The sequence below is a fragment of the Prauserella marina genome (genome assembly GCF_002240355.1).
GTDB lineage: Bacteria > Actinomycetota > Actinomycetes > Mycobacteriales > Pseudonocardiaceae > Prauserella_A > Prauserella_A marina.
Map to the genome: position 1 here is coordinate 3,536,016 of NZ_CP016353.1, position 15,949 is coordinate 3,551,964.

Genomic DNA, 15,949 nt, shown 5'->3' on the forward strand with positions numbered 1-15,949 from the left:
CCGATGTGGATGGCACGACTGGCCGGACCCGGTGTCTTCGGGCGGGAACGCGCGGCTCCGCCTCCTCGGCCCGAAGCCGGGCAGGCGATCGTCGCGGTCCGCTACGGCGGCATCTGCGGCAGCGATCTGCCCTACTTCCGGTATGGCGGCAGACAGGGCGCGGGTACCGCCCCACCCGGCTTTCCGCTGCACGAGATCGTCGGCACGGTCCACGACCCGGGGGACACCGGGCTCCTGCCCGGCAGCACGGTCGTCGGCTGGGCCTCCCGCTCCGACGGGCTGGCCGAACTCGTCGCCACCGACGTGACCGGACTCGCCACGCTCCCCCCTGGTGTGAACGCGGACGAGACGACCGTCCTCGCCCAGCCGCTCGCGTGCGTGCGCTACGCCGTCGACCAGCTCGGCCCCGTGCGCGGGCGGAGCGCGGCCGTGCTCGGCCTCGGTCCCATCGGACTGCTGTTCGCCTGGGTCCTGCGGGAACGGGGCGCGAGCCACGTCTGCGGTGTCGATCCCGTCGACAGAACACGTTTGGCCACGACATTCGGCCTCGACGACGTCGTGGTCTCCGGCAGCGCCGCGTGGGCAGCGGGGCTCGGCGGGCACCGGCCGGACGTCGTGATCGAGGCGGTCGGGCACCAGAAACAGACCCTCACCGACGCCATCACCGCGGTCGCCGACCACGGCAGCGTGTACTGCTTCGGTATCCCGCTGACGCGGCCCTACCCGATCGACGTCACCGCGGTCGTGCGGCGCAACCTCCGGGTGCTGGGTGGGATCACCCACGACCGGGCGTACTGGCTCGGCAGGGCGCTGGCCGACCTCACGGGCAACCCCGCGCTCGGCCGTGACCTCGTCACCCACGTCCTTCCCGCCGCCGATCCGCAACGCGCGTTCACCACGGCCCGCGACCCGAAGCCAGGACAGCTCAAGATCGTCCTCGACTTCGCGGAACTCCCGGAATAGTCAGCGGCGCGGGTCGACGTGGATCTTCGGGCCGGCACCGGAGGGCCGCTCCCCCGCCAGCACTGCGGCGACGTCGGCGAGACCGACGGTGGCCGCGACGAGCGGCGACGGATCGACGCTGCCGTCGGCGTAGTGCTCGATGGTGCCGGCCAATCCAGGAGACGCGCTGAGCACCCCAACGGCAGTCACGTCCTTGAGCACGAGCGACCGGGTGTCGAGCAGACTGGGTGCTCCGGAAAGCCCGATGTACACCACGCGCTTGCCTGCCCGCACGAACCGCGCCGCGGCCGATGGCGACGACGGCGCGTTCGAGGCGTCGATCACCGCGTCGAACGGCTCGGCAGGCACTGCCGCCTCGGTCCACGTCCTCCGGAAACCCAGTGATCGGGCGAATTCCAGCGACGCGCCGGTAGCGCCGAGCAGGTGTACCTCGGCACCGGCCGCGCGGGCGAACATCGCGGCCAGCAGGCCGATCGTTCCCGGGCCGAGAATGAGCACCCTGTCGCCGCGATCGAGTCCGGCGGCCCGAACGGCTCGCAGGGCGTTGCCTCCCGGCTCGACGAGCGCGCCCGCCGTGCCGCCGACCGTCTCCGGCAAGGCATGCAACGACCGGCCCGGTACCGCGAGCCGCTCGGCGAGCGCGCCCGCCCTGCCCCCTCGGATGCCGATCTCGGTCCTGAACTCGCACACCCAGTGCGTGCCCTCAGCGCACGAACGGCAGTGACCGCAGCCGAGCATGGTGTCGCCGGTGACCCTGCGGCCCACCCACGCGGGATCGACCCCCGCTCCCACCGACGTCACGGTGCCCATCCACTCGTGCCCGATCCGGATCGGGTAACGCGCGTTCCCGTCGTGCAGGTACTCCATCTCGCCGGTGAAGAGTTCGACATCGGTGCCGCACACGCCGACCCTTTCGACGTCGACGACCGCGTCCCCCTGCGCCGCGACCGGCACCGCGACCTCTTCGACCCCCGCGGTGCCCTTGGCTGAAATCACGAACGCCCTCATGGTCGCGGTGGTGCGCTGATCCCTTGCCTTCGGATGGGAGCCGCCATGACCGCAACGGTAGCCGCGCCGGTCGGCGCCGGGGAACGTCGCGGGGCTCGTGGGACCCGTGTGGGTTCGCGTCCCTGGAAACGCGGCTCTTCCTGCGCCTCTGAAGATCGAGTAGGCTGCGCGGCAACCGGATACGCCGACCATCGTACGGGGTTGTTCCGATGGTGACCGAGTTTCGCAGCGCGCACTGGTACGGCGGCGACGACCGCAACGGCTACATTCATCGCGCGTGGATGCGGCGCGGACTGCCGGACAGCGCCTTTTCCGGGCGGCCGCACATCGCGATCGCCAACACCGCCTCGGACCTGACACCGTGCAACGCGCACCTCGACGAGGTCGCCACGTCCGTGCGGGACGGTATCCACGAGGCCGGCGGCATCGCACTCAATCTTCCCGTGGTGTCACTCGGCGAGACCAACGTGCGCCCTACCGCGATGTTGTGGCGCAACATGGCCGCGATGGCGACGGAGGAACTGTTGCGCGCCAACCCCATCGACGGAGTCGTGCTCCTCGGTGGTTGTGACAAGACGATTCCCTCACTGCTGATGGCGGCGGCCTCGGTGGATCTGCCCGCGATCGTGGTGCCGGGCGGTCCGATGCTCACCGGGACCTTCCGGGGAAAGGTTCTCGGCTGCGGTACCGACGTGTGGCGGCTCAGCGAGGACGTGCGCGGCGGGGCGCTGTCGCGGGAGGAGTTCACCCGTTCCGAATCGGCGATGATCCGCAGCAGAGGGCACTGCAACACGATGGGCACCGCCTCGACCATGGCGCTCGTCGCCGAGGCGCTCGGCGTGCTCCTGCCCGGGCTCGCCGGAACCCCGGCACCGGACAGCAGGCTGCTGTCGGCGGCGCACGGCACTGGGCGCCTCGCCGTCGAACTGATCGCCGCCGACCGCAGGCCGAGTACGTTCCTCGGCGCGGGATCGTTCCACAACGCGATCGTGGCGCTGGCCGCCATCGGCGGTTCGACCAACGCCGTGGTGCATTTGCTCGCGATCGCCGGACGGCTCGGCATTCCGTTGACGGTGGCCGACTTCGACCGGATCGGCGCCGACGTCCCGCTGCTGGTGGACCTGCAACCGGCAGGGCGGTACCTCATGGAGGACTTCCACAGGGCCGGTGGCCTGCCCGCCGTCCTGCGCGAGGTCCGCGACCTGCTCGACCCCGCCGCGCTCACCGTCACCGGGCGGCCACTCGTCGAGTATCTCGACGACGCGCGAAGCTGGGATCCGGCGGTCATCCGCCCGCGCGCCGATCCCGTTCAGCCCGCGGCGGGAATTGCCATGCTGCGGGGAAATCTCGCACCGGACGGTGCGATCATCAAACCCGCCGCGGCGTCTCCCGAACTGCTGCGGCACAGGGGCAGGGCGGTCGTTTTCGATTCCATCGAGGATTTCCACGCTCGCATCGACGATCCTGATCTCGACGTCGACCGCGATTCGGTGCTGGTGTTGCGCGGCTGCGGGCCGCGGGGTTACCCCGGAATGCCGGAGGTGTCGAACATGCCGCTGCCGAGAAAGCTGCTGGCACAAGGTGTCCGCGACATGGTGCGGGTGTGCGACGGGCGGATGAGCGGGACGGCGTACGGGACGGTCGTGCTGCACGTCACCCCGGAAGCCGCGGCGGGAGGGCCGCTCGCGCTCGTGCGGACGGGCGACCACATCGTTCTCGACGTGCCATCGCGGCTGCTCGAACTCGACGTCCCCGCCGGGGAACTGGCGGCCAGGCAGCCGAGCGAAGCCAGTGCCTCGGCCTATGCCGCGCCGTCGCGCGGCTGGCAGCGGCTCTACATCGACCACGTTCAGCAGGCCGACACCGGCGCCGATCTCGACTTCCTCACCGGCTCCAGCGGCTCGCACGTCGGCAGGGAGTCGCACTAGCCCCGCGAGTCCCCCGTCCAGGAGCGCGAGTTCCGCACCCAGGACGGCGAGATCCGCACTTAGAACAACGAGATCCGCGTTCACGAGCGCGAGTCGCACGGTCGGAACATCGACGCGCCCGGTCGACCCGCCGGGTTGCGCGTTCGGTCCCGAGCCGCGGGCTCGGCTGCCTCGACGGCCACGCGCTGGGGCCGGGAGGGCAGCGTTCGGGAGCGCACACCGGATGTCCGGCTCACGGCGCACGATTCAGGTCACCAGCCAAACGCCGAGGCCGCGGCCATGAGGCCGGAGAAGATTACCTGCGCGCCGCCGATGACGGTGCCGGCCATCGCGGTCCAATCGAGGCGATACTCGCGTCCTGTCGACATCGAGGCAGCCCCGCAACCCGCCGCGACGGCGCCCACGACGATGCCGAAAGCGGGCGTCAGCCAGCTGATGACCGCCAGGCCGAGCGCGCAAGGCCCGAGCCACGCCTGCTTGCCCGGCCGGTCCTTCACCGGCAGGGACCGCAGCGCCTTCACCGCGACCTCGGAATACAGCGCACGATGTCATCCTGACGCACTGGAGCGAATCCGGCACCCCCGTACTCGCGAGTCCCCCGTCCAGGCCGCCGAGATCCGCGCCCAGGACGGCGACATGCCCATCCGGGTCACCGATGATCGAGGTCGGGAAACCGGGCAACGCGGGAGGATCCGCCGGATTGGTGGATCAGCGGGCGATTCCGCGCCTCGACCGGCCATTCCGGACAGTTCGAGCACGGCCGCCCGGCGGAGAGTCACAGTCGCGCCGTCAGGCTGTGGTCAGCCGCACCTCGATGTTGCCCCTGGTGGCATTGGAATAGGGACACACCTGGTGCGCGGCCTCGGCGAGTTCACGCGCCGTCGCGGAATCCACCGAAGGAAGGGAAATCGTCAGTTCGACGGTCAGTCCGTATCCTCCCCCTCCGTTCGGACCGATTCCGACGGCGGCGGTCACCGTACTTCCGGTGACATCAGCCCTCGCCCGCCTGGCGACCACGAACAGGGCGCTCTGGAAGCACGCGGCGTATCCCGACGCGAACAACTGCTCGGGGTTCGTACCCCCGCCCTGCCCACCCATCGCCTCGGGCACCCTGACGTCGACATCGAGCGCACCGTCATCGGTACGCACGTGTCCGTCCCTGCCGCCATCCGCCGTAGCCACGGCCGTGTACAGGATCTTCGTCGGCGCCTGCTCCGCTGTACCCATCGGTCGTCCCTTCCTCGTGCCGGTCACCCGCCAGCCTCGCGCATCCCGTACTCACCCGCACCACAGTGACCCGGTGGGGTTTTCCCCACCACGCACCGGGGGCGGGCAGGCTGTCGCGGCACCGCCGCGCCGCACAGACTGAACAGATCGATCGAGGAGGCGACGGCACCGATGACCCCACCCGAACTGCTGGGCATGGCCGACCAGCTTCCGTGGTGGGTCTACCCGCTGCTGTTCGCGATGACGGCCGCGCCGGCCGTTCCGAACTCGGCACTGGTCATGACGGCGGCGGCGCTCGCGGCTCAAGGCGGGGTCTCGCTGCCGCTGCTCGCCGTCGTGGTCCTTGCCGGGACCGTCACCGGCGACCTCGCCGCCTACGCCGTCGCCAGGCTGTCCAGAAGGAGCCGTCTTGGCGGCACTTCAAGCGGGAACCGCGTCCTGCTGCTCGCCGCCAGTGCGGAGGCGTTGTTGCACCGGCGTGGCGGAGCGGTGTTCATCGCAATGCGTTTCGTTCCGGGAGGACGCGTCACCGGCGCGATCGCGGCGGGCCGGGGTGCCTATCCCGCGACGAGGTTCGCCGGCGCGGCCGTACTGGCGGAATGCGCGTGGACGGCGACCTACCTCGCGGCCGGATTCACCGGCGGAAGCCTGGTCTCCGGCCCCGGTCCGGCGTTGCTCATGGCCGCGGTCATGAGCGCGCTGGTAAGCGTGGGCGGGTGCGTCGTGCGCGGATACTCACGCACCGACCCAGACGCGGCGCGCGGTGGAAGCCGTCGCACTGTCGCCGCATCCGCCGTACCGGTCGCTGCTGTACAAGGTCACGGCACCGGCCCTGCTCACGCGGAAACGCGACGACCGCGTCGGTCCGCGCGTATTCGGCCACTGTGGACAGGGGGTGCCGACCGGGCGGAAGGACGCCTTCGAGCGCGCCGTCATCCCGTTTCTCACCGGCCGAGGATCACGCCGAGTCCGCGCGCCGCCTTCGTATCCGCACCACCAGCACCACCACGACGAACAGTCCGCCCACAACGAGCGTGGAACGCGCGCTCACGGAACCGGCCGAGGCGCGCGCTCTCTCCGCGAGCGCGACGGTCTTGCCGCGCACGAGTCGCAGCCTGTCCTCCGCCGTATCCCTGACCCGGTCGGCCACGTTCGCCTTCCGCAGCACCGCCGCCGCCGTCTCGGCGAGTTCGGCCCTCGTCAACTCGGCATCCAGCCGCAGGTCGTCGTCGGTCGGCTCGCCGCCGGGCAACGCGTACCGCTGCCTGCGCCGTTCGTCGCCGGTCATCGCCGTCCCGATTCGGATTTGGTCCGTTCCCTGACCGCCTCGATGTCGTCACGCACGCTGGCGAGCGCCCCGGTGGGCATTAGCGGCAGCGTCTTCCGGACCTGGAGCGCCCCGCCCAGGCCGAGGGCACCGGCCAGGGCGACCAGCCCGCCGCCGACGAGCAGCGCTGCAAGCCAGGCGGGCATCACGATGGCCAGCGCGAGAATGAGGGCGGTGAGCAGGGCCGCCGCGCCGAAGAAGCCGAGCACTCCGGCCACCGCGAGCAATGCCCCTCCTCTCGCGCCTTGTTTGGCTTTGGCCGCCATTTCCCTTGCTGCCAGCTGCGCCTCGATTTTGATCAGCCGGGTCGCTTGCTCGGAAAGGTCCTGCAACAGTTGCGGAAGCGAGCGATCACCGTTGCCGGTCGCCGGGTCGGACACGGCGTAGACCCGAACTGTCCGATCACCCGTCATGGACGTCGAATCGGTGACGCGAGCGGATTTTCCGTACTTGTTAGCCACTTCTCACCTCGCGGTCGGCTGGTTGCCTCTGTGCGAAAGGACTCCCCCTGGCCGGGCTCGGACGGATACCGACGAACGATACGCCGCCCTGAGGCGACAACGCCAACACCGCCAACCTCGGTCCGCTGTGGACCTCCGGCGCGCCAGAAGGTGAGCCGGTTGACGTCTCGCATGGAAAACGGCATTATGAACACACGTTCATGAACATCTGTTCATGCCGAAGGAGGCGAGGGATCCATGTCCGGCATCGTGAATACGGGACAAGCCGAAGCGTGGAACGGCTACGAAGGCGAACACTGGGCACGTCACGATGACCGGTACGACGCGGTCAACGGCGGCTTCAACGAGCCCGTACTCCAGGCTGCACGTATCGCCGACGACAGCGACGTACTCGACGTCGGCTGCGGAAACGGCCAGCTCACCCGGCTCGCGGCACGGCGGGCGGCGCGGGGGAAGGTCACCGGTATCGACCTGTCCGAGCCGATGTTGCACACCGCGCGTGAACGGGCGAAGGCCGAGCAACTCGGCAACCTCAGCTTCGAAAGAGGCGACGCGCAGGTTCATCCCTTCGCCGACGACTCCTACGACGTCGCGCTGAGCCGGTTCGGCGTGATGTTCTTCGCCGACCCGGTCGCTGCGTTCGCCAACATCGCCCGCGCGCTGCGCCCGGGAGGCCGCATCGCCTTCGTGTGCATGACCGAGCTGGCGGGAACCGACCTCGGTACCGTGTTCGGCGCCATGGCCCCCTATGTCCCGCAACCAACGGGACCCGACGGCACGGGACCGACCTCGTTCGGCGACCCGCGCAAGGTCGAGGCAGTGCTGGGCGAAGCCGGGTTCACCGGCATCGACTGCACTCGCGTCGAAACGGAACAGACCTGGGGCGCCAGCGTCGAGGACGCCGGGGCGTTCATCGCCGACTGGGGCCCCGTCCGGCACCACTTGCGCGAAGCGGGCCAGGAGGCGGCGGAGAAGGCAAAGGCCGCGCTCGCCGGCGTACTCGCCACCTTCGCCACGCCGGACGCCGTACGCACCCGGGGCACGGCATGGCTCGTCACCGCGACGACACGGAACCAGTGAGGCGGAATGTCCCCGAGAAAAGCCGCGGCGCTCAGGAACGGCGACGGCGCGAGCCTGCGCGAACATCTCATCGCCACCGCCGAGCGCATGCTCTCCAACGGTGGCACCGCCGCGCTGACGGTCAGGGCGATCGCCAAGGAAGCCGGTGTCGCCGACGGCGTGCTCTACAACCATTTCGCCGACAAGGAAGAACTGATCGCCAGCGCGCTGCGCGCTCACGTGCGCACCGTCGAGGCCGGACTCGGCGCACTGCCCGAGCCGGGAACGGGCACGGTCGAGCGAAATCTGCGCGCTCAGCTCGCCTACGGAATGGCGATGCACGCCGCGATCCTGCCCGCTTTCGCCGGGCTCATCGACCGGCCTTCGGTACTGTCCCGGTTCGCCGAACGACAGGATCAGGACGGCGAACCGCCATGGAAGGAACGGCTGCTCGGCTACCTGCGCGCCGAACGCGATCTCGGCAGGCTCGCCGCGCACGCCGACCTCGACGCCGCAGCGGCGATGATCATCGGCGTGTGTCACGAGAATGTACTGTCCACAGTGTTCCCTTCGGCACCGGAAACTCCTGCACCGAAGGGGAAAGACGTCGTCGACGGTGTGGTCGCGGTCGTGCTCGACGGCATCAGGGGCGAGCGTTAGCGAAGCCGAAGGGAGGGCGCCCGCGCCGGACCCCGGCGGCGACGTGCGCGGAACGTATCCATAACTGGTGCCCGCATCCAGGTCTCCCTCCATCCGGCTCGCCGGTCGAGCGTCGGCGGCGTGAAACGCCACGCCAGCTTGCAATTACGAAGTACACTTCGTAATGTGAAGTAGTGGCTAAGGATTACGGTCAGTTCTGCGGGCTCGCCAAGGCGAGCAGTGTGCTTGGTGAGCGGTGGTCGCTGCTGATTGCGCGCGACCTAAGCGTGGCGCCGCGCAGGTTCAAGGATCTGCACGAGGGACTACCCGGGGTTCCGACCAGCGTGCTGACGGCCCGATTGCGCGATCTTCAGGTGGCCGGGGTGGTGACGCGGGTGGCCGATGAGCGGCCCGGCGGCGGGGTGCTCTACGCGCTCACGCCACACGGTCGCGCGTTGGAGACGATTCTTGATGCGCTTGGCAGGTGGGGCGCGGGAGCGATGGCCGCTCCGGGACCCCAGGACGTGATCACCGATGCGTCCCTGGCAGCCGCACTCCGCGCCAGCTACCAGCCTCGTGCCACCTGTACGACTACGAGCTACCTGATTCACACGGGCGCCGCCACGGCGTGGGCTGAGGCCACGCCGACTGCGATCACGGTCGGTCTGGGGGTGCCGGACCTGCTCGCTGATCTCACGATCCACAGCGGTCCTGAGTTGCGTGCCGTGCTCGCCGGCGACCTCAGTCCAGCCGCCGCACTTTCCAGCGGCGCGGTCCGCATCGAAGGATCGTCCGATGTGTTCGAGCGCTTCGTCCGGACCTTCCATGTCCCGCTGACAGAGGCCGCCATGGAGGTAACACGATGACCACGCCACCTTCCGACGGCAACGGCAATCGGGCGACCCCGCGTGAGTGGACAGGTCTGGCCGTGCTGGCTCTGCCAACGCTGCTGCTGTCCATCGACATGACCGTGCTCTACCTGGCTCTGCCGGAACTCAGTGCGGACCTCGCTCCCACGAGCACCCAGCAACTGTGGATCCTGGACATCTACGCGTTCATGATCGGTGGCTTTCTGGTCACGATGGGTACCCTCGGCGACCGCATCGGCAGGCGCAAGCTGCTCCTCGTCGGCGCAGTGGTCTTCGGCCTCGCCTCGGTGCTCGCGGCCTACTCGGTCAGCGCCGAGATGCTCATCGTCACCCGCGCCCTCCTGGGACTCGCGGGCGCGACCCTGATGCCGTCCACGCTCGCCCTCATCCGGAACATGTTCGAGGACCAGCAGCAGCGCGCGGTGGCCATCGGGGTGTGGATGATGTGCTTCATGAGCGGCATGGCGCTCGGACCGCTGGTCGGCGGTGTGGTCCTCCAGCATTTCTGGTGGGGAGCCACGTTCCTCATCGGCGTTCCGGTCATGGTGCTGCTGGTGGCCACCGCCCCGTTCCTGCTCCCGGAGTACAAGGCCCCGGACGCGGGCCGGCTGGATCTCCTGAGCGCACTCATGCTTCTGGCCATGATCCTTCCGGTCATCTACGCCCTCAAGGAATTCGCTTCCGAAGGCCCGGGGGTTCTTTCCGTCCTCGCCCTCACGTTCGGACTCGTCGTCGGAACGTTGTTCGTCCTTCGACAGCGCAAGCTGGCCGATCCCCTGCTGGACGTCAACCTGTTCAAGAACCGCACCTTCAGCACCGCGCTGGGGAGCATGTTGTTCGGCGTCATGGCCATGAGCGCGGTCATGCTGTTCGTGACGCAGTACTTCCAGCTGATCCAGGGGCTGTCGCCCCTTCAAGCCGGTCTGTGGCTGCTTCCCTCGGTCGCGGGCATGATGGTCGGTTTCATGGTGGCCCCCGCGATGGCGGCCAAGATACGCCCGGGCGTCGTGATCGGCGGCGGGCTCGGACTCAGCGTTCTGGGATTCCTGATCCTCACCCAGATCGAAGCCGGTTCGGGGTTCGCCCTGCTCATTGTCGGACAGGTCGTCCTCGGCATGGGTATCAGCCCGCTTCTGGCCCTGGGGACCGACCTGGTCGTGGGATCCGCTCCCGAGGAGAAGGCAGGTTCGGCAGCGGCGACATCGGAGACCGCCGGAGAACTGGGCGGCGCCCTCGGGGTGGCCACCCTCGGCAGTGTCGGTGTGGCCGTGTACCAGAATCAGATGGCCGACGCCATCCCGGCGGATGTGCCCTCCGCGGCGGCCGACAGCGCCAGTGAGACCTTGGTCGGAGCGATGACCGCCGCCCAGCAATTCCCCTCCGACGCCCAGGCGCTGCTGGTGCCGGCGCAGGAGGCATTCACGCAAGGAATGAACCTGGCCGCAGGGGTCAGCGCCGTACTCCTGATCGTGGTCGCGGTGCTGACAATGACCCTGATGCGACACATCCCCCCGATCGGCGGCACAGAGTCCGATCGGGCTATCGAGACGCCGAAGGAGGCTGCCAAGCCCTCGCGTCGCGGAGACGGGGACGTGGTCCCCCATCAATCATGAAAGGGAAATCCAACACGGAAGCGTCACCGTGACCACGACGCCCTGAGCGCTTCCGCGATCCAGCACGCGCCGGATCGCGGGAGCCGATCGGACTCGCTGTTCCGAAACTTCCCTTCAAGGCAACGAAAGCGCCACCCAAAGCAGGTTCGGTGCACCGCGTGCAATGCGGACCTTCCGCGAACCGGGCCCGCATACGGCCGGCGGCAGTGAGCGTCACGCGGTCTTGCGGTCGTGCCGTTCCCTGGGGACGAGGGTCGGGTTGACGTTGGCGAGAACCGCGTCGCGATCGAGCACGACCTTGCCGACGTCGTCCCTGCTCGGCAGCTCGAACATCAACGTGAGCAGCACTTCCTCAAGCACCGCCCTCGTGGCCCTCGCGCCTGTTCCCCTCAGCAGCGCCTGTTCGGCGACAGCGGCGATCGCCCCTTCGGTGAACTCCAGTTCGACGCCGTCGATCTCGAACAGCTTGCGGTACTGCTTGATGAGCGCGTTGCGCGGTTCGGTCAGCACCCTGACGAGCGTGTCCCTGTCCAGCTCCCGCACCGTCGACACGACGGGAAGCCGCCCGATCAGCTCGGGAATCATCCCGAATTTGCGCAGGTCCTCGGGAGTCACGTCGCCCGGAGACCCGTCGGCGCCAACCGCGCGCAGTTCCGAGCCGAACCCGATCCCCTTGCCACCCGCCCGCTGCTCCACGATGCCGTCGAGCCCGGCGAAAGCGCCGCCGACGATGAACAGGACGTTGTGCGTGGAAACCTGGAACGTTTCCTGGTGCGGATGCTTGCGCCCGCCCTGCGGCGCCACCTGCGCGGTGGTGCCCTCCAGGATCTTGAGCAGTGCCTGCTGGACGCCCTCGCCCGAGACATCACGGGTGAGCGACGGGTTCTCGCTCTTCCTGCCGATCTTGTCGATCTCGTCGATGTAGATGATTCCGGCTTCGGCCCGTTCGAGGTCGTAGTCGGCGGCCTGGACGAGCTTGAGCAGGATGCTTTCCACATCCTCGCCGACGTAGCCGGATTCGGTCAGTGTCGTGGCGTCGACCAGCACAAATGGCACGTCGATGATCCTGGCTAGCGTCTGCGCCAGATACGTCTTGCCGCTGCCGGTCGGCCCGATCAGCAGCACGTTGGACTTGCCGAGCTCGACCGGCTCCTCCTGTGCGGCGTGCCGCCCCTGCTCGGCCGACGTGCTCAGCCGCACCCGCTTGTAGTGGTTGTAGACCGCGACGGACAGTGCGCGCTTGGCCTGCTCCTGACCGACGACGTAGTCATCGAGCAAGGTGAAGATCTCGCGTGGTGTGGGCAGGTCGGCCGTCTCGTCGAACACCCCGGCCGCCGATGGCTCGCCGAGCTCCTCGTTCAGCAACTCCGTGCACAACTCCACGCACTCGTCGCAGATGTGCACCGCGAGCGGGCCCGCGATGAGCTTTTGTACCTGTCGCTGATTCTTCCCGCAGAAGGAACAGGTCAGCGGACTGTCGCCGTCGGACACCGATGCCACTCGGAAACGTCTCCTCAACGGTCGCACGGGTCGGCATTGCCGGTGGCAGTGCCGACTCACCATTCACATGTCCAGCCCAGATGGTGATGCCATCGAGACTACTGTGGGCTCGCAACACCCACCATCACCTCGCCGCCGGTCCTGTCCGCGTACCGGTGCGGTACTTCCCCATTCAAGACGGCGTGGCAACCCGCGACCCTACGCTTTGGCGGCGGCCCAGGCCACGTCCCTTGCCCGCGACTTGTCGGCCGAGCGTGGTGCCCCGCTCGGCACCCGCGTGCAGGCCGCCGAGTTCTGCGTCCGCGACGGCGATATCCGCGCTCAGGACGGCGATATCCGCGTTCGGGGCGGTGAAATGCGCATCCAGGACGGCGAGAAGCGCATTCGGTGTCCGGGCCACCGCCACCGGGCGCTGACGACGCGGGCAACGTCGAACCAGTCCGCTGACAGGTCCTCCCGTGGGTACAGGATCTGTACGGTCGCGTGCACGAGAACCGCATTCAGGACCGCGAGAAGCGCATTCGCCGCCACGAGCCGTGGCGCGGGAAGCGGTGCCCTGGAGCCAGTGATGACCGCCCGCCGAGGGCGCGGTGCTCGGCCGGCCGACCCGGCGGCACCTCAGCCCGGCTTCTTACCCACGGTGACGGAACTCGGAGGCGCGAGCGGCCGAGGCTCGCCCCGGTTCGACGTTTCCGTTCGCGGTCCCCGCGCCCTCACCGCGGATCTCGCCGTCCTGAGTGCGGATCTCGCCGTCCTGGGTGCGGATCTCGCCGTCCTGGGTGCGGATCTCGACGGTCTGAGTGCGGATCTCGCCGTCCTCGGCGGGGGACTCGCGCGGCGGTGGCCCGGGACCAGCGCGGGTCAGGCAGCCAGCAAATCGGTCAGCAGTTTGGCGACCTGCTCGGTCTCCACCAGGAAGCCGTCGTGACCCGACGCCGAGGAGATCACCCGCATCTCGGCACCTCGGATCCCCTCCGCCAGCGCGCGTTGCTGCGCGAGCGGGTACAGCCGGTCGGTGTCGACGCCACCGACGAGTGTCGTCGCGGTGACCCGGCGCAACGCCTCGGCCACCCCTGCTCTGCCCGCCCCGGCGTCGAACAGGTTCATCGCCTCGGCGAGCCGCACGTAGCTGCCCGCGTCGAACCGGCGGACCAGCTTCGCCGCATGATGATCCACATAGGACTCCACGGCGAACCTCCCGCCCGAGGCGGGGTCCTCACCGGGTTGCGGCCTCCTGTCGAACCGAGCGGCCAGTTCCGGTTCGCTGCGGTAGGTCAGGTGCGCGATGCGGCGGGCGATGCCGAGTCCCCCGTGCGGCCCGTCCCCCGGTCGCGCGGAATAGTAGTCGCCGCCCCGCCAGCCGGGGTCGGAGGTGATCGCCGCGATCTGGGTCGCGGTCCAGGCGATCTGGTCGGCGCTGGACCGCGCGCTCGCCGCGAGCACCGCGAGGCGGCGCACCCGCTCCGGCTCCCTGACCGCCCATTCGAGCGCTCGCATTCCGCCCATCGAGCCGCCGACGACCAGCGCCCACTCACCAACGCCGAGGTGGTCGGCCAGTCCGGTCTCCGCCGCCACCTGGTCGCCGATGGTCAGCCCGGGAAACCTACTCCCCCATGGCAAGCCGTCGGGACCGGCCGACGAGGGACCGGTGCTGCCCTGGCAACCGCCGAGCACGTTGGGCGCGACGATGAACCACCGCGCGGGATCGAGCGCCTTGCCGCTTCCCACGAGGCCGTCCCACCAGCCGGGGCTGGGGTGCCCCGCGCCCGCCGGTCCCGCGACATGACTGTCGCCGGTGAGCGCGTGCAGCACGAGCACGGCGTTCGAGCCGTCGGGCGCCAGCGTGCCCCACGTCTCGTAGGCGATCTGGTAGCCCGGCAGCACGCCGCCGCGTTCGAGACCGAGCGGCATGGCAGGGCGGAACCAGTTCCGCCCGCCCACCGGATCCCCTTCCCGCCAGGCTCCGCTGACCGGAAGGGGATCGCCGTGGGAGTCGGTCACAGCGCGTCCTTGGCCGCCCTGAATCCCGCCTCCAGATCGGCTTTCAGGTCCTCGATGCCCTCAAGACCCACCGAGAGCCGGACGAGCCCCGGCGTGACTCCGCTCCGGGCCTGTTCGTCGGCGGTCAGCTGTGAATGCGTCGTGCTGGCCGGGTGGACGATGAGGCTGCGCACGTCGCCGATGTTGACGAGCTGGCTGAACAACGACGTGCCGTCGACGAAGGCCCTGCCCGCGTCGACCCCGCCGCGCAGTTCGAACGACACGACGGCACCGGCGCCACGGGGCAGGTACCGGTTCGCGGCGGCGTGCCACCTGCTCGACGGCAATCCCGCGTAGTGGACCGACTCGACCTCGTCCCGAGCCTCCAGCCATTCGGCGAGCGCGGTGGCGTTGGCCACATGCCGTTCCAGGCGCAGCGACAGGGTCTCGATCCCTTGCAGCACGAGGAAACTCGTCAATGGCGCGATGGCGGCGCCGGTGTCGCGCAAGAGCTGCACGCGCAGCTTCGCCGCGTACGCGCCAGGGCCGAGTGCCTGCCAGTACTGGAGGCCGTTGTAGCTGGGATCGGGTTCGGTGAAGCCGGGAAAGCGGTCCGCGTGCGCGCCGAAGTCGAAGGTGCCGCCGTCGACGACGACACCGGCGACCGCCGTTCCGTGCCCTCCGAGGTATTTGGTCGCCGAGTGCACGACGATGTCGGCGCCGTGGTCGATGGGGCGCAGCAAGTAGGGCGTCGGCACCGTGTTGTCGACCACGAGCGGCAGGCCGGTCTCGTGCGCGAGCGCTGCGACGGCCTCGATGTCGAGCACGTTGGCCCTCGGGTTGCCGAGTGTCTCGGCGAAGAACAACTTCGTGTTGGGCCGCGCCGCGGCTCGCCACGCGTCGAGGTCGTCGGGATCATCCACAAACGACACGTCGATGCCGAGCTTGGGCAACGTGTAGTTGAAGAGGTTGTAGGTTCCGCCGTACAGCGAAGCGCTGGAAACGAGGTGATCGCCCGCGCCCGCGAGATTCAGGATGGCGGCGGTCACGGCGGCCTGCCCCGAGGCGAAAGCGACCGCGGCGACACCGCCCTCCAGCGCGGCGATCCGCTGTTCCAGCACGTCCTGTGTCGGGTTGTTGATGCGCGTGTAGATGTTGCCCGGCTCGGCCAGGCTGAACAGGTCCGCACCGTGCTTTGTGTCCCTGAACACATAGGACGTCGTCTGGTAGATGGGTGTCGCCCTGGCTCCCGTCGTGGGATCGGGTGCGGCACCCGCGTGGATCTGCTGAGTCTCGAATGACCAGCCTGCTGGTGTTTCCGTCATCTGGATCCCCACCTCGTTTCGGTTTCCGCGATCGACCGGATCACGGTACG

The 15,949-nt window shown here is 69.1% G+C and carries 15 protein-coding genes and 1 pseudogene; 7 read left to right on the forward strand and 9 right to left on the reverse strand.

Features of this window, described 5'->3' with window-relative positions; all coding sequences use genetic code 11:
• Window positions 1-3 precede the first annotated feature (3 nt).
• Window positions 4-963: a zinc-dependent alcohol dehydrogenase gene (locus tag BAY61_RS16575; RefSeq protein ID WP_091804883.1), complete on the forward strand. Its 960-nt coding sequence runs from the start codon at window positions 4-6 to the stop codon at window positions 961-963.
• Here BAY61_RS16575 and BAY61_RS16580 read toward each other — a convergent pair whose 3' ends face one another.
• Window positions 964-1,971 carry a zinc-dependent alcohol dehydrogenase gene (locus tag BAY61_RS16580; RefSeq protein ID WP_091804885.1) on the reverse strand — a complete coding sequence of 336 codons (1,008 nt, stop codon included), beginning with the start codon at window positions 1,969-1,971 and terminating at the stop codon, window positions 964-966.
• 209 nt (window positions 1,972-2,180) lie between these two features.
• Between BAY61_RS16580 and BAY61_RS16585 the strand changes: the two genes are divergently transcribed.
• Window positions 2,181-3,899 carry a dihydroxy-acid dehydratase gene (locus BAY61_RS16585; RefSeq protein WP_091804888.1) on the forward strand — a complete coding sequence of 573 codons (1,719 nt, stop codon included), beginning with the start codon at window positions 2,181-2,183 and terminating at the stop codon, window positions 3,897-3,899.
• A 251-nt stretch (window positions 3,900-4,150) separates the two neighbouring features.
• On the opposite strand, the gene BAY61_RS16590 is transcribed toward BAY61_RS16585, so the two are convergent.
• From BAY61_RS16590 to BAY61_RS32935, 3 genes are all read right to left on the reverse strand, one after another.
• Window positions 4,151-4,420, reverse strand: a complete 270-nt coding sequence (locus BAY61_RS16590) for a hypothetical protein (protein WP_091804891.1) — start codon at window positions 4,418-4,420, stop codon at window positions 4,151-4,153.
• Window positions 4,421-4,688: 268 nt separating this feature from the next.
• Entirely contained in the window at window positions 4,689-5,126 is a 438-nt protein-coding gene (locus tag BAY61_RS16595; RefSeq protein ID WP_091804893.1) for an organic hydroperoxide resistance protein, read from the reverse strand.
• A gap of 23 nt (window positions 5,127-5,149) precedes the next feature.
• Window positions 5,150-5,323 carry a hypothetical protein gene (locus BAY61_RS32935; RefSeq protein WP_170140201.1) on the reverse strand — a complete coding sequence of 58 codons (174 nt, stop codon included), beginning with the start codon at window positions 5,321-5,323 and terminating at the stop codon, window positions 5,150-5,152.
• A 43-nt stretch (window positions 5,324-5,366) separates the two neighbouring features.
• On the opposite strand from BAY61_RS32935, the pseudogene BAY61_RS34010 reads away from it, so the two are divergent.
• Window positions 5,367-5,747, forward strand: a pseudogene (locus tag BAY61_RS34010) (DedA family protein); the annotation flags it as partial.
• A 337-nt stretch (window positions 5,748-6,084) separates the two neighbouring features.
• Here the strand turns inward: BAY61_RS34010 and BAY61_RS16600 are convergent.
• Both BAY61_RS16600 and BAY61_RS16605 read right to left on the reverse strand, forming a co-directional pair.
• The gene (locus BAY61_RS16600) at window positions 6,085-6,414 is read right to left on the reverse strand and encodes a hypothetical protein (protein ID WP_091804895.1); all 330 of its coding nucleotides are present in this window, start codon (window positions 6,412-6,414) and stop codon (window positions 6,085-6,087) included.
• Window positions 6,411-6,914 carry a phage holin family protein gene (locus tag BAY61_RS16605; RefSeq protein ID WP_245865151.1) on the reverse strand — a complete coding sequence of 168 codons (504 nt, stop codon included), beginning with the start codon at window positions 6,912-6,914 and terminating at the stop codon, window positions 6,411-6,413. The genes BAY61_RS16600 and BAY61_RS16605 overlap by 4 nt, the downstream gene beginning before the upstream one ends.
• Window positions 6,915-7,151: 237 nt before the next feature.
• On the opposite strand from BAY61_RS16605, the gene BAY61_RS16610 reads away from it, so the two are divergent.
• The 4 genes from BAY61_RS16610 (at window position 7,152) to BAY61_RS16625 (ending at window position 11,094) form a co-directional block, all read left to right on the forward strand.
• Window positions 7,152-7,994 (forward strand): class I SAM-dependent methyltransferase, encoded by an 843-nt coding sequence (locus BAY61_RS16610; protein WP_091804900.1) that lies wholly within the window; start codon window positions 7,152-7,154, stop codon window positions 7,992-7,994.
• Between the two features lie 6 nt (window positions 7,995-8,000).
• Window positions 8,001-8,633: a TetR/AcrR family transcriptional regulator gene (locus tag BAY61_RS16615; protein WP_091804903.1), complete on the forward strand. Its 633-nt coding sequence runs from the start codon at window positions 8,001-8,003 to the stop codon at window positions 8,631-8,633.
• 221 nt (window positions 8,634-8,854) lie between these two features.
• On the forward strand, window positions 8,855-9,478 hold the full coding sequence (locus tag BAY61_RS16620) for a winged helix-turn-helix transcriptional regulator (protein ID WP_170140202.1): 624 nt from the start codon (window positions 8,855-8,857) through the stop codon (window positions 9,476-9,478).
• Window positions 9,475-11,094 (forward strand): MFS transporter, encoded by a 1,620-nt coding sequence (locus BAY61_RS16625; RefSeq protein WP_091804909.1) that lies wholly within the window; start codon window positions 9,475-9,477, stop codon window positions 11,092-11,094. The genes BAY61_RS16620 and BAY61_RS16625 overlap by 4 nt, the downstream gene beginning before the upstream one ends.
• A 213-nt stretch (window positions 11,095-11,307) precedes the next feature.
• Here the strand turns inward: BAY61_RS16625 and clpX are convergent, their stop codons facing one another.
• The 3 genes from clpX to BAY61_RS16640 all read right to left on the reverse strand — a co-directional run bounded on the left by clpX (window position 11,308) and on the right by BAY61_RS16640 (window position 15,899).
• Window positions 11,308-12,594 (reverse strand): ATP-dependent Clp protease ATP-binding subunit ClpX, encoded by a 1,287-nt coding sequence (clpX, locus tag BAY61_RS16630; protein ID WP_091804912.1) that lies wholly within the window; start codon window positions 12,592-12,594, stop codon window positions 11,308-11,310.
• 861 nt (window positions 12,595-13,455) lie between these two features.
• Complete coding sequence (gene metX, locus BAY61_RS16635) at window positions 13,456-14,595, reverse strand: homoserine O-acetyltransferase MetX (protein WP_185769975.1); 1,140 nt, start codon at window positions 14,593-14,595, stop codon at window positions 13,456-13,458.
• Window positions 14,592-15,899 carry a bifunctional o-acetylhomoserine/o-acetylserine sulfhydrylase gene (locus BAY61_RS16640; RefSeq protein ID WP_091804915.1) on the reverse strand — a complete coding sequence of 436 codons (1,308 nt, stop codon included), beginning with the start codon at window positions 15,897-15,899 and terminating at the stop codon, window positions 14,592-14,594. Before BAY61_RS16640 ends, metX begins: the two co-directional genes overlap by 4 nt.
• Between the last annotated feature and the right edge of the window lie 50 nt (window positions 15,900-15,949).